The following is a 13621-nucleotide window of genomic DNA, read 5'->3' as shown; positions in this document are numbered from 1 at the left end:
GAGCGCTACACATCGTATGGTTTTTTAGGGCGACCCACGCTAGCATAGTCAAACTTAACTCGGAGACGCTTCATGTTTACACTTGCTATTCTTAGCCACCATCAGCAAATTGATGTTGCTAACTTTTCCCTTAATGCAGAACAAATGGGTCTACCAAAAGAGTTACCGATCCAAATTTCTCAATCTTGTTTAGTTGGCGGTAAACAAGCTGGCTCCCGAATCATCACCCTAACGGTTGGCGAGACAACGGTTCGCATTGTCCCAACCCGTGCTATGGCAGTATTAGATGCGGTTCGAAACGGTGTTCGCTTTGGCTGGCAATCCCCTGTAAAAGAGATCGTACACCCAAACTTTATCAATCAAGAGGCCTCTGGCGGGTCAGGTTGGTTAGATGGTTTTAATGAAATGGTTGTACGATGTGGCTATCAATGGGCAGGGCACCCAGGACAAGATGGTGATGAGTTTTTAACATTACATGGTCGCATTCAAAATACACCCGCCGACGAGGTCATGCTCGAAGTTGAGCAAATTCCCCCTTATCGAGTAACACTTCGTGGGCGAGTGGACGAAAAGCGCTTTAAATCCACCAACTTTGAAGTCGAAACCTGTTTGTCCCTTTCTATCGATGAGCCTTACCTGACTATAGAAGATATCTTAACTAATAAAGGAAGTTATGATCGTGAATATCAAGCGATTTACCACAATAACTTCGCCCAGCCTATTTTAGAAAAAGGGGCTCTATTACATGTACCTGTAAAAGAGTTATCGCCCTTTAATGACTACGCCGCACAGGGATTAGAGGACTGGAATAAAATACCAGCTCCCACCAAAGACTTCGATGAAATGGTCTTTAATGTGCGTCCTATAAGTGACGAGAACCAATTAAGCAGCGCCTTACTACATAATGCCAATGCGACATCAGGAATTGAAGTGACTTACCAGACCGACACCTTGCCAGTATTAACCATTTGGAAAAATACTGACACAGAACAACAAGGCTATGTAATCGGTATTGAGCCCGGAACCAGTTTTGCTTATAACCGGCGCTACCAACGCAAACTTGGTTTAGTACCAACTATTCAGGCAGGAGAAACAAAACGCTTTATGGTGCGCTTTGGGTTGTTAACAGATGAACACCAAGTCTCAGCAAGCAAAGCGCATATCGACGCTTTGCAAGCTAGACAAGCATGTCAATTAAGCACTAGACCACTGGTATCTCTCGACGCGTAGTACGAGCTAAGGTTCTTTCCCAATCACCACCTTCAACAGGCATCGACTGTTGCAGGGATTGGTTGTAAATATACATGCTGCCTTTACCGTAAGGTGAATAAACTCGAACGCGAACAAATAGAGAGTCATCCGGAGAATTTGGGTCGTATTCTTTCATACGATCCAAAGCCTCAAGAGTACTATCACTCACCTTATACCATTCCACACGAACCCGTTGATTCTCTTCGTAGGTTTTCACGACACCAGGATACTGTCCAAGGTTGAACATACGAAACCCCGTTAACCAGCCTTTACCGATAGGCTGACTATCAACGATCATTTCGTGGTCACTAAAGCCAAATCTAAGCGAGTCATACACTGCGACAATATTTGAAGACATTTTTCGTTTCCATCCAGTCATACTAACCAACAAAGCATCCCTCATACCACCAAGGCATTTCAAGCCCAAGCCTAGGCGTTTAGTGATAAATTACAGCCTTATTACACATCCCAAAGACAACCTTTAATTCATTGATAGAATGGTTACTTTAGAAACCATTCTATCAATGTTCCATGCATAGCAGTCTTTCTATATAAAAAGCATGTCGTCTCACTTCATAACCGAGTCAGGAAAGTTAAATTTACCATTATCATTCTTCTGCTGAGCTTTAGGTGGAATGGGGGCAACCACATCCCAATGCTCGACGATTTTATTGTTGGCAACTCGAAACAAGTCGTACAAAGCTATAGGTTTACCTTTATCTTGACCGCTGCTGACCACCAGTACAAAATTCCCTTCGCCGAGCACCGCCTCTATTTTACGATAATGAGAAAGTTGTCCTTGCTTTGCCATATTAGCAAAGGCTTTTCTCAAACCAGCCATCCCATCAGCGATATGAGGGTTATGTTGAATATATTGGGTAGAGCTAATGAATTTAGGCGTTTCATCAATCTTATTGTCGACTAACACCGTCTGCACAAAGTTCCTTACTAGCACTTTATTTTGCAGAGTCTTATCACGGTCAACAATTTTCGTCGAACCATCGGTCTGCGTATGACCACTTGGATTAGGCTGTTTTTCAATACTTTGGGCATTATCCCAGTGCTCAGCAATTTTGCCATTTTTAAAACGGAAAATATCAAATACTACCGAGTCATACGGAACAACATTGGATTGAACAATCACATAATTCCCATCTTGCAGTACTCTAACAGCGTAACTTTTACTGTCTTTAGCTGGCGTAGAAGGAAACTGTTTAAGAAAGTTAATCAATCCTTGTTTACCCGTCGCAGCTCCCAAATTATGCTGAATATAATCCTCACGGATATAATTTAAATAATTAGGATCCGTTGTACCTAGTTTTTGCAAAACAGTAACAGCAATGTCTTTTTCATTAACTGCTGCTTTTTGCTCTGAAGTGGAACTGGCACAACCTGACACCAATAACACACACGATACGAACCCTGCACTTACTAAACGACAAAGCATGATGATATCCTTTTTAAGACTATTAAATTCAGCTCATAGATTACGCAAATTTATCTTAATAAAAAGAGCTAAAGCGCTTAAAAAGGGTAAATCTATCGTATTAGAATCATACAGTAACAAATAAAACTCAATAAATTCATATCAAATGTCTTTTAAACCGTAAACCGTTTCACTTGAGTGGTTACCTCACTCGAGTCTCGCAACGTCTCTCTCACACTTTTATTTATCGCTTGTGAAATCGACAAAATTTCTTTTGTCATTTCTGCTAACTGAGACAAGTTGTCATTCACCTCATCGCTGACTTTACTTTGCTGCTCTGTTGCACTGGCCGTTTGCGCAGTGTAGTCATAAATACTCTGGGCGGAACGCTTCAGATTCAAAATAGATGTATGGGTTTGCTGACTTCGTTCTACCGTTGTCTGTGCCATATTAACACTTTCAGCAATCACTAAGACCGCATTGCCAACCCCTGATTGCAGCTCATTAATCATCTCTTGAATATCTGCCGTAGATGCCTGAGTCTTACTGGCTAAGTTACGCACTTCGTCGGCCACCACAGCAAAACCTCGTCCCATTTCACCCGCTCTGGCCGCCTCAATAGCAGCATTTAAAGCTAATAAATTGGTTTGCTCAGCAATATCTAAAATGACATCCAGTACCGTGGTAATCTGATCCGAGCGTTTAGACAGTTGCTCAATGGCATCCGATGCGATTTCTATTTGTGATGCCAGTTGGTTGAGCATATCAATAGAGGACTGAACATTGGCTTCACCACTTTGAGCTTGATGGTTCAACACATCCACTTCTGACACGGTATCACTGGCGTTACGAGCAACTTCTTTGGTCGCCGAACTCATTTCTTCTATCGCAGTGACAATAAAGTCTAATGCCTCATTTTGTCGCGAACTGAGTTGATCGGATTGCTCAGTGGCACCTTCTAAGCCAACCATCGCAACACGAATATCATCGCAGCGGGTTCTAATTTGTAAAATCAATTCCCCCAGTCGGCCAACGAACTGATCCAATTCGTTGCTAAGGTCTCCGGTTTCATCCTTCTTTTTACTGTTAATACGACGGGTTAAATCCCCATCGCCGGAGTTCATTTCCCGAACACCATTTGTCACTTTACGAATAGCCTGTGAGATGGTTTGCGGTGCAAACCAGGCCAGTAGGACACTTCCCACTACGACAAAGATGGAGAGTACCCCAACAATGAGTTTAAAATTTGACGAATAAGCCTGTATCGACTGCTGCTCCAAATCAGCATATTTCATCACCATCTGCCCAGAAATGTCGTAGCGTTGGCGTAAATCCCCAAATTCCTGCTGATTTTTACCGAGAAATAGAGTCAAAGCCTCGGCCTGTTTCCCCTCTTTAAGCAAATCAATAATATGAATGCTACTTTCTCGCCAGAGACTGGATAAGGTATTTACTTTAATCAACACCTCTTGAATATCAGGAAAATCCGCCGTTAATGATTTAAAATGAGCCATACGATCAAGAGCCTGACGGCCATTTGTCACGACCCTTTTTTCGTAGTCAGCCATATTCTTCGACAACTCATTTTGCTTAGCAAAGACCATATCAGCCAACGCTAACCGAGACTGATACAAATCTCGATCCGCATTTTGTACAAAAGAGGCCCCTTCTACATATTTATTACTACTGGTTTGCAGATAAGACACTAAAAAATACGCGGCTCCCACAACGAGTAAAAATACTAGGGATAACAAACTAAAAATGGCGGTATATCGACTACGAATGGTAGATAACATGGTCATGATCCTTCATCATCATTTACAGTAAATATTCAGGACTACATAACCTGAAGGCAAAGCTATCTAGACTAGCCGCTTGCTATATTAGGCGACAAAACGCTTAGACTATAAAACGCTTTACTTGCTTTGCTAAGGCATCAGAATTCGTTAACGTTTCATTAACAGATTCACTAATGCTTCGAGAAATCCCCAATACCTCTTTGGACATATCCGCCAAGTTAGACAAGTTTTGATTAATCTCATCTGTCACCTTACTTTGCTGTTCCGTAGCACTAGCGGTTTGCGTGGTGAAATCATAGATACGGGTTGCCGATGCTTTGATTACATCAATTGAGGCGGCGGTTTCTTGTGTTAAGTCCACCGTTAACGTCGACATTTTGACACTCTCTGAAATGGAGTGAACGGCATTGGTAACCCCAGATTGCAGATCGTTAATCATATTTTGAATATCTGCCGTGGAATCTTGGGTTTTACTCGCTAAATTACGTACTTCGTCCGCCACAACGGCAAAGCCGCGACCTTGCTCACCAGCCCGAGCGGCCTCTATCGCCGCATTTAAGGCTAATAAATTAGTTTGCTCAGCAATTCCCAGAATCACATCAAGCACGGAAGCAATACGATCGGAGCGGGAAGACAATTGCTCAATCACACTGGATGCATTACTCACTTGTTTTGCTAGGTCGTCTAATTGTTGAAGCGAGGCTTTTAATTGTTTCGCCCCCTCATCAGCACAGCGATTTAAGGCTTCTACCTCATCCACCGTCTGTGTCGCATTATGGGCAACCTCTCTTGTTGCACCACCCATTTCTTCTACTGCGGTGACAATAAAATCCAGTGCCGTATTTTGCCTTTCACTTAAGCCAGCCGATTGTGAAGCAGACTCTCCAAGGTTATGCATCTCTTCACGAATATGTTCGCAGCCGTACTTGACGTCGCCAATGAGCTTACCTAGACGGGCAACAAAGCCATCCAGCTCTCTACTTAATTCCCCTGTTTCGTCTTTTTTAACGCTATTAATACGACGTGTTAAATCCCCATCACCTGAACTAATTTGCTGCACCCCGAAGGTCACTCGGCGAATCGAATTGGAAATATTCTTAGGAGCAAACCAAGCCAATGAAACACTAAAGGCCACCACGATCATCGCCAATATACCGACGAACGTCTTAAAACTGTTTGCATACTCGTCAATACTGTTTTGCTCCAACTCAGAATATTTATCTATCAGCTCTTCAGATTGGTCATAGAGATTCCGTAAACTAGTAAAATGGGTTTGATTTTGAGCAACGAAAGCGAGCGTCGCACCATCATATTGTTTGTTGTCCACCATGGCGATAATACTCATGGTGTTATCTTTCCAGGATTTATATAAGGTATCGAATTCATTGAGCGCTTGGTTAATTTCGTCTACATCTTGAGTCATAGAAAGAAATGCTTGCATACGCTCAAGTGCTTGCTGGGCATTGCTCGTAATCTTTAGTTTTAACTCATCAGGATTCTGAGCCGCTTTATCGAATACTAAAGACGCCAATGCAAGACGAGACTGATATAAGTCTCGGTCTGCATTTTGAATAAGGGATGCCCCATCAGCAAATTTTCCAACACTACTTTGAAGATAGGAAACCAAAATAAATGTGGCAATGACAACACCTAAAAAAACAGCGGTAAGAATACCAAAAGCAACTGTATATTTAGCTCGAATCGTTGATAGGGTTAACATATTAAAGGCTTCCCTGTTTGGACTTCACTTATTTCTTATTGAAATAAGCACAACATCCATTTTGTGATTTAATTCTGTTGCGAGGCAAATTGTCCAAGATATAAGCCTTCAACGTCTCCTTAATTTGCAACATCTATTTAAAAATGACACCAGCACTAGAAAGCCGCAAGGTGCTAAATGTGACATTTTGTAATACCTATATTAAAATTTGTGCCATTAATATCAAACGGAAAAATAAAAAACCACAACTCATTGTTTTAAAATATTAATTTTTAATCTTACCTATTCTAACTATTATTAAAAATAATAATGAAAAAGAAGTTTTCTTTTCTCAGCCACACTTGCTTGTCTATGTAGCATTTTTTTAGCCATTCTCCCTTTGTCCCCTCTCCACCATACACACGTTCCATCATCACCTTTAATATCCATAATAAGTAAAAAGATCGTTTCTTTTTTAAACGGTTTAGCTCTAAAATCGCGCGATGTTTAGCTACTGATTATGAATAAATGAACATCATCTCCTTTGACGCCCTACGTACCTTACATTTACCCAATGTCCGCTACATCAAACCCGAATCCATGTATGACCATTTGGACGACATCAAGCAAGCCGACTGGTTGCTCTTCCCTCAATATTGGCAACTAAACGCTTTGGTACATGGGTTAAAAAAGCGTATTTTCCCCAGTCTGGCGTCTTATATGATAGGCCATGACAAAATAGAGATGACACGAACGTTTCGAGTGGTGACGCCGCAACACCACCCCTATACCATTATTGCGGCAAACACGCCTTACGAAGCGGATAAAATTTGGGACACCCTGTGTTTACCCTTCGTTGCTAAAATTCCTAAAAGCAGCATGGGTAATGGTGTTTTTCTCATTGAGACGATTGGGCAATGGCGCGACTATCTGGAAAAGACGGATGTGTTATACGCACAAGAATATTTACCTATTGATAGAGACATACGAGTTATTTGGGTAGGTAATAAAATCGTTAATGGCTATTGGCGCTTACAATCCGACAATGGCTTTCATAACAATATTAGCCAAGGTGGCCAAGTCGAGATTGGGCTCATTCCTAAAGAAGCACAAGATCTCGTCACCTACCTAGCACAGTCGCTGGATATTAATCATGCAGGATTCGACATTGCCATGGTGGGCGCAACGCCTTATGTCATCGAAATAAATCGTATTTTTGGTAATCAAGGCATCGCCAGTATACAAAGTGATGTCAATACTGAACTATTAAACTATTTAAACGAGCAACAATTATTGTCTACAGCCCCCATAAACGACCAGCCGATTGGCTTTTAAGCCATGCATACAACCTAATGTCTTGCACAACCTTCAACTCAAACACCGTACCGTGGTAAGGCAGCCACGGTACAATGCCTTTCCCTTGCTGACCTAGACCCATGCTCTTGTTCTCCCTCAATGTCACAAAAGTGAAATTGAAATACTCTACTCTTGGCACATATTGATCCTATGTGCATTAGACTAACCAGTAAGAAGTTAAAAAAAGAGTATTTATGAAAAAGTCCCTATTTTTGCTGTTCACTATCGTTATCCCTCTGTCTGGCTGCAGCACGCTAGACCAAAAACAGATGTCATCCAAACACTATGCGTATGGAACCAAGTCTGTTTACCAACCACAATCCTCATCTGACCATTATCAAGCCCCTCCAAGCGGCTATCATTTGGTTTACACCGAACTGCTTGCTCGCCATGGGTCAAGAGCTTTATCACGCCCCAAATATGATTATATCAGCCTAAAAATTTGGCAAGCTGCTAAAGCGCAAAATGCCTTGACCCCATTAGGCAAACGTCTTGGTCCGGAAATAGAGCGTCTTATGACAGCCAATCAAAAAATGGGATACGGTAATTTATCTAAGCGTGGCAAGTTAGAGCAGAAAATGATCGGTGAGCGTCTTGTGAAGCGAGACAAAAGTCTCTTCGAAAACGCCGTACACAACCACCAACCCATTGAAATGGAATATTCAGGAAAAAAACGAGCTAAAGACAGTGGGTTAGCCTTTATATCGGGTATGGAACAAGAAAACCCCGCCATACGCTCTTTAGTCAGTAAACCCATTATAAACAAAGCCCAGCTCTATTTTCATAAACAAAAAAACAATCAGTATTATCAAAACTATAAAAAGCATGATCCAGCCCTGCAAGCGGCCATTAACCAGTTAATGAACCAGCCCAAAACCCATGAAATGGCACAACAGATGTTAGAGCGAGTCTATACGCCCGCTTTCGTTGCGCAATTAACGGCGGGGAAATTATCTTTTCTGCAGAAGAACAAGACCAAGCCAACCGTTTACAACGATGTTGACGCAGCGATACAATTATTCAACTTGTACTTAGCCGCACCAGGACTTTCCTATGAAGCAGGTAAACAGCCTTGGCAGTTTATCGATTTTGTTACGCCGGCTGAGTCACAATGGTTTACTTATGTGCTCGATGGAAAAGATTTCTACGAGAAAGGACCAAGCTTTGCTGGCACAAATATTACCTATCGCATGGCAAAAGTCTTAGAGAATGATTTCTTTAAAGAGATAAAAGGTATTCAAAACGGCAGTAATACAAAAGCGGCAAAAATCCGCTTTGCCCATGCCGAAACAGTGATACCATTTGCCGCCCAAATGCACCTAAAAGGTAGTACTAAAAGCGTTGCTAAAGGTCAGCTATATCGCTATGAAAACAACCCATGGCGCGGCTCTTGGGTGTCTCCATACAGTGCGAACATCCAGTGGGATGTGTATAAAGACAAAGCTGGCACACTTCTTGTTAGAATGTTATATAACGAAAAAGAAATTCCTTTTAAGAGCCAGTGCCAGCCAATTAAAAAAGGTAGTTACTTTTATAAGTTTACTGAGTTAGAACACTGCTACGGTGAATAGCCCCCAGAGCTAACTCAATAGAAAAAGAGCAAGCAACAAAAGCCAGCCATTACAAGTGAACGCTTGATGGCTGGCTTTTTATTATTTGCTGTATTCTCTTAGAGCCTCCCGCTACCATAAGCGCATTTTTCAACCGTATAAATTAGCTGACTTTCCAATCAATAAGTGCTAAAAGTACGAGATAAGTAATTGATTTATGGAAAACAATAAGGACGATAATGCCAAACTCTTCTTCTAAAAGCGGCGTTGCCTATGCTCTCGCCGCATTTGGCATATGGGCGATTGCGCCTATGTATTTCAAAGTTATGTCCTTTGTTCCTCCCATCGAAATTCTTGCCCATCGTATCGTTTGGTCTTGCTTGATTGTGTTTGTGCTCATCATCGCCATGGGCAAAACCAGCAAGGTCAAAGCGGTATTTGCCTCCAAAAAAACCGTTTTTTTCATGGCCATATCCACCTTATTGATTGGTATCAATTGGGGGACCTTTATCTGGGCCATCGCCAACAACAAGCTGCTTAGTGCCAGCTTAGGGTACTACATCAACCCCTTGATCAGCATCTTGTTGGGTATGATTTTCTTTAAGGAAAAGTTGGACCGGATGCGTAAAGCCGCTGTTGTTTTGTGCTTTATTGCCGTGGCGTTTGAGGTCATCCGCTTTGGTTCGTTACCTTGGGTCGCTTTGTTACTCGCTCTAACCTTTGGGTTTTATGGGTTGGTGCGAAAAAAAGTGGCAGTGGACAGCTTTACGGGGATGGCAGTAGAAACGGTTCTCCTATTGCCAGTCGCCTTGGTGTATTTGTTTAGTATCCATACGCCAACCTCCAACATGCTGGAAAACACCGACCTAACCAATTGGCTCTTATTTGCATCTGGCCCAATCACTATGGTACCACTCATGTTTTTTGGTGCCGCCGCCAATCGAGTCAGTCTAACCACACTCGGCTTTTTTCAATACATAGGGCCAAGTGGCATGTTTATTCTCGCTGTATTCCTTTACGATGAACCCTTAGCCCCTGCCAAATTAATCACTTTTGCTCTGATTTGGACAGCGCTGGCGTTACTTATCTTTGACTCGATTCGCAAGTTGCGTAAACCAGAGAAGCTTCTCAATGATGATCCTCTATTAGAGCAAAGCTCTTCGGTTAAGAAAACAGAAACAATTTAGCGGCTGCCATAAATGACATAATGCGAATTAACCATTTAAATTGGGAAGGATTCACTTTTTTCAGAAAATGAAATCCAATAAACGCCCCGATGGCTAATCCTGGTAGCGCTTGCAAACTGGTTTCTGTCGTCTTAACGCTGAGTAGGCCTAAGCTGATGTACATAGGAATTTTCACTAGATTGATAATGAAAAATCCCCATGCCCGCGTACTAACATACGACTCTTTACCCAGCTTCTGCTCTAATAAAAACAAACTAAATAAGGGACCAGCCGCATTCGCAATCGTGCTGACAACGCCTCCCATAAACCCCATACCGTAAGCTGCTAATGGATTACGCATAAAGGTTGCTGGACGAAAATCTAAATACAACCCCAAGGCAATCATAGCGACAATAATGACACCCAAAAAACTTACAAACTGACGAGCATCGATGTTTGCTAAAAAATGCCCACCAATCAACACCCCTAAAAATGCTAAAGGCAAAAAATGCGCTAACACACGCCATGAAATTTGTTGACGGTAGCTGTACACCGCCATCATATCGGTAATGATATACAAAGGAATCATAATACCGAGTGCCTCAGGGCCAGGAAACACCATCATCACCACCGGCAATATCAGCAAGCCCATTCCGCCGACGGAAAATTTAGAAAAACCAGTAATTAAACCAGCGACAGATAATACCCAAAATGTGGTATCCAATTTTACTCTCCCACTTACTTCACTTCTAAGCCCTGTTATAAACAACAACAGTCGGCTTTTGACGGTAAGTATGATAAAAGAAATAATGAGTTAAAAATAATTTCATTTTATTATTATAATGATCAGGTATAAATATCATGAAACTGGATCAAATACGGGCCTTCATCGCCGTTGTCGAAGCGGGAAGCTTTCGCTCAGCGGCGGACAGTATTCATAAAACACAACCCAGTATCAGTGCCGCCGTCAAAGCATTAGAGACGCGCTATGGGCTGCAACTTTTTGATCGGGACAGCTATCGTCCAACCTTGACTTCTGAAGGGCATGCCTTTTTTCGACAGAGTAAAAAGCTTATGTCACAGGTGCAACAACTAGAGCATCTAGGACACGATCTTGCCCACGGAGCTGCCACACCATTACGACTTTGTGTAGGACAAATGAGCCTGTCAAATGAGTGTTTGATGCTCATTAAACGCTTTCAGCACGCTTACCCTGACATCCCGTTAGAGATCACCACAGATCACCTCCATGGTGTTCAGGAAAGCCTCAAAAAAGACAATGCCGACATTGCCATTGGTCCCCGTTATGGATTGGATGACCAACACGCTTTTATTGAAATTACGCGGATCGAAATGGTTACCGTCGCCACTCCGGAGCTGTTGCTTTCTATCAATGGTGGTAGCAACAAGGTAAAACAGCCTCAGCTGTATTCTACGCCGCAGATCATGGTGGGAGGAACAAATAACCATCAGGGTGACAAGGGCCACAGATATGTCCTTGATACTGGGAAACGCTGGTATATTAACGACTTCCAAGCGAAAAAGTCTCTACTATTCCAAGGACTAGGATGGGGACGCATTCCACGTTATATGATAGAGACTGAACTCGAAAAACGCATTCTAGTTGCCATCGAAATTGAGAACTTCACCTCTCACAACAGTATACCCATTTTTATGATTCGCTTACGCCAGCAAACCCAAAGCTCCCAAGCAAATCTATTCTGGGAGTTTATGAAAGGCGTCACCTTACCGAAAGGCGAGTGATACCAACAAAAAAGCTCCGCACTTTTTAAGAAGAGCGGAGCTTTTCCAACATCCTACCTAAAGATGATGTCAGCAACGACTTTGAGAGACTCACTTAACTCTCTCAGTTATTCGTTGGTGCGATATTGGTACCGAAGTATTTATCAGATAAGTCAGCATAAAACTTACTCTTAACTAACTGATCAATTTCTTTATTGAAGCGTGCAGCAAGTGCTTTGTCATTAGGACGAAGGGCTGCGGCCACACCGCCCCCCAATACGGGGTCGTATTTCACTGTGCCGTAAAATTGCACCGCTCCTTTGTTTTTATCGGCAAACGCTTTGGCCGCGATATTATCGGCCAACATGTAATCAAGACGGCCAGCTAATAAATCTGAATTAATCTCATCCTGTGTCGCGTATTGACGAATATGAGCCACGCTTCCCACTTTTTTCTTAATGTAAAAGGCTGAAGTGGTGCCATTTTGTACACCTATGTACTTACCCTTGAGGGCTTTTTTCGTCATGCTGTAGTCTTGGCCTGGCAGGCCAACAACAGCGGGCAACGTGTTGTAATAGGGATGTGTGAACAATACTTTTTTAGCACGCTCTTTGGTAATGCTCATTGACGCAAAAATGGCGTCGACTTTATTGGACAATAAAGCCGGAATAATGCCATCCCATGCAGTATCAACTATTTGGCATTTTACTTTCATATCCGTACAGATTTTGTGAATTAAATCAATCTCAAAGCCTTCCCATTTGCCATCAGGCATTTTCTGAGAAAACGGTGGATAGGGCTCAGCCAATACAGCAATACGTAAACTGTCAGCCGCGTGGCTCGCTACTGCAGCAAAAGACAAAGCCATTGCGACAAGAAACTTTTTCATTTTAAAGGTCTACTCCTAGTGGTCATTATAAAATGTTACTTAAGCTGGTCGACTTAGCGACGCACCGGTATGCGACGCTCTAAACGGCCAAAAAACTGTTCGATAATCAAGGTGAGTACAATGTAGATAATCGCCACTAAAATAAGCGGTTGATATACTTCAAAGGTCATCGAACGAACTTCGTTCGCGGCACCTAATAAATCAACTACGGCAATTGTCGAGGCAAGCGCAGTGGATTTCAGCAACATGACACTTTCCCCAGCCAGCGTGGGTAATACCTGATATAAGGCTCGCGGCAAGCGAATTCTTAGCATCACCTTATAAGGTGACATTCCGATGGCTTTGGCCGCCTCTAGCTCACCCTTTGGCACACCAACCAAGCCACCACGCACTACTTCGCCTACATAAGCTGCAAAGGAGAGAACCAGCGCAAACACCATGTACCAAAAGCCATCCCGTAGATAAGGCCAAATAAAGCTGCTGCGGATAATAGGCATATGAGCAAAAATACTGCCTAAACCAAAATAGACGATGTAGATCTGCACCAACAAGGGTGTACCGCGAATCACGCTAGTAAACGCATTCGCAGGCCAAGCTAACCAACGCGTTTCGGACACCCGACACAAAGCCACGCCGATCGCGCAAACAAACCCTATCACCAATGAGAAACTAATCAGCTCTAAGGTAGTCAAAAATCCCTTTATCAAGAGATCGCTGTATTCAAAAACCCAGTTCATTGCTC

13 protein-coding genes are annotated in these 13621 nt (G+C 42.6%); 5 read left to right on the top strand and 8 right to left on the bottom strand.

Features of this window, described 5'->3' with window-relative positions:
- Positions 1-72 precede the first annotated feature (72 nt).
- A complete protein-coding gene (locus MSP8886_RS02615) occupies positions 73-1230 on the top strand; it encodes an aldose 1-epimerase family protein (RefSeq protein WP_067012377.1) in 1158 nt (385 codons plus the stop codon).
- On the opposite strand, the gene MSP8886_RS02610 is transcribed toward MSP8886_RS02615, so the two are convergent.
- The 4 genes from MSP8886_RS02610 to MSP8886_RS02595 all read right to left on the bottom strand — a co-directional run bounded on the left by MSP8886_RS02610 (position 1202) and on the right by MSP8886_RS02595 (position 6196).
- Positions 1202-1609 (bottom strand): gamma-glutamylcyclotransferase family protein, encoded by a 408-nt coding sequence (locus MSP8886_RS02610; protein ID WP_067012374.1) that lies wholly within the window; start codon positions 1607-1609, stop codon positions 1202-1204. The genes MSP8886_RS02615 and MSP8886_RS02610 overlap by 29 nt on opposite strands.
- A gap of 210 nt (positions 1610-1819) precedes the next feature.
- The gene (locus MSP8886_RS02605) at positions 1820-2698 is read right to left on the bottom strand and encodes a nuclear transport factor 2 family protein (RefSeq protein WP_139063071.1); all 879 of its coding nucleotides are present in this window, start codon (positions 2696-2698) and stop codon (positions 1820-1822) included.
- A gap of 152 nt (positions 2699-2850) precedes the next feature.
- On the bottom strand, positions 2851-4473 hold the full coding sequence (locus MSP8886_RS02600) for a methyl-accepting chemotaxis protein (protein WP_245659010.1): 1623 nt from the start codon (positions 4471-4473) through the stop codon (positions 2851-2853).
- A gap of 103 nt (positions 4474-4576) precedes the next feature.
- On the bottom strand, positions 4577-6196 hold the full coding sequence (locus MSP8886_RS02595; protein ID WP_067012370.1) for a methyl-accepting chemotaxis protein: 1620 nt from the start codon (positions 6194-6196) through the stop codon (positions 4577-4579).
- 507 nt (positions 6197-6703) lie between these two features.
- On the opposite strand from MSP8886_RS02595, the gene MSP8886_RS02590 reads away from it, so the two are divergent.
- Positions 6704-7510 carry an ATP-grasp domain-containing protein gene (locus MSP8886_RS02590; protein ID WP_067012367.1) on the top strand — a complete coding sequence of 269 codons (807 nt, stop codon included), beginning with the start codon at positions 6704-6706 and terminating at the stop codon, positions 7508-7510.
- On the opposite strand, the gene MSP8886_RS22250 is transcribed toward MSP8886_RS02590, so the two are convergent.
- Complete coding sequence (locus MSP8886_RS22250; protein WP_175365248.1) at positions 7473-7613, bottom strand: hypothetical protein; 141 nt, start codon at positions 7611-7613, stop codon at positions 7473-7475. The genes MSP8886_RS02590 and MSP8886_RS22250 overlap by 38 nt on opposite strands.
- A 112-nt stretch (positions 7614-7725) precedes the next feature.
- Here MSP8886_RS22250 and MSP8886_RS02585 point away from each other — a divergent pair, with 112 nt between their 5' ends.
- Both MSP8886_RS02585 and rarD read left to right on the top strand, forming a co-directional pair.
- Complete coding sequence (locus MSP8886_RS02585; protein ID WP_067012365.1) at positions 7726-9102, top strand: histidine-type phosphatase; 1377 nt, start codon at positions 7726-7728, stop codon at positions 9100-9102.
- Between the two features lie 218 nt (positions 9103-9320).
- Entirely contained in the window at positions 9321-10268 is a 948-nt protein-coding gene (gene rarD / locus MSP8886_RS02580; protein ID WP_067012363.1) for an EamA family transporter RarD, read from the top strand.
- Here rarD and MSP8886_RS02575 read toward each other — a convergent pair.
- Entirely contained in the window at positions 10246-10971 is a 726-nt protein-coding gene (locus MSP8886_RS02575) for a sulfite exporter TauE/SafE family protein (RefSeq protein ID WP_067012361.1), read from the bottom strand. The genes rarD and MSP8886_RS02575 overlap by 23 nt on opposite strands.
- Positions 10972-11108: 137 nt before the next feature.
- On the opposite strand from MSP8886_RS02575, the gene MSP8886_RS02570 reads away from it, so the two are divergent.
- Positions 11109-12011: a LysR family transcriptional regulator gene (locus tag MSP8886_RS02570; RefSeq protein ID WP_067012359.1), complete on the top strand. Its 903-nt coding sequence runs from the start codon at positions 11109-11111 to the stop codon at positions 12009-12011.
- Positions 12012-12114: 103 nt separating this feature from the next.
- On the opposite strand, the gene MSP8886_RS02565 is transcribed toward MSP8886_RS02570, so the two are convergent.
- Positions 12115-12879, bottom strand: coding sequence for a transporter substrate-binding domain-containing protein (locus tag MSP8886_RS02565; protein ID WP_067012357.1), 765 nt, complete (start codon positions 12877-12879; stop codon positions 12115-12117).
- Between the two features lie 53 nt (positions 12880-12932).
- Positions 12933-13616 (bottom strand): ABC transporter permease, encoded by a 684-nt coding sequence (locus MSP8886_RS02560; RefSeq protein ID WP_067012355.1) that lies wholly within the window; start codon positions 13614-13616, stop codon positions 12933-12935.
- Between the last annotated feature and the right edge of the window lie 5 nt (positions 13617-13621).

The organism is Marinomonas spartinae, from assembly GCF_900089775.1.
Taxonomy (GTDB): Bacteria; Pseudomonadota; Gammaproteobacteria; order Pseudomonadales; family Marinomonadaceae; genus Marinomonas; species Marinomonas spartinae.
This window is presented reverse-complemented; position numbering and strand designations above follow the sequence as displayed.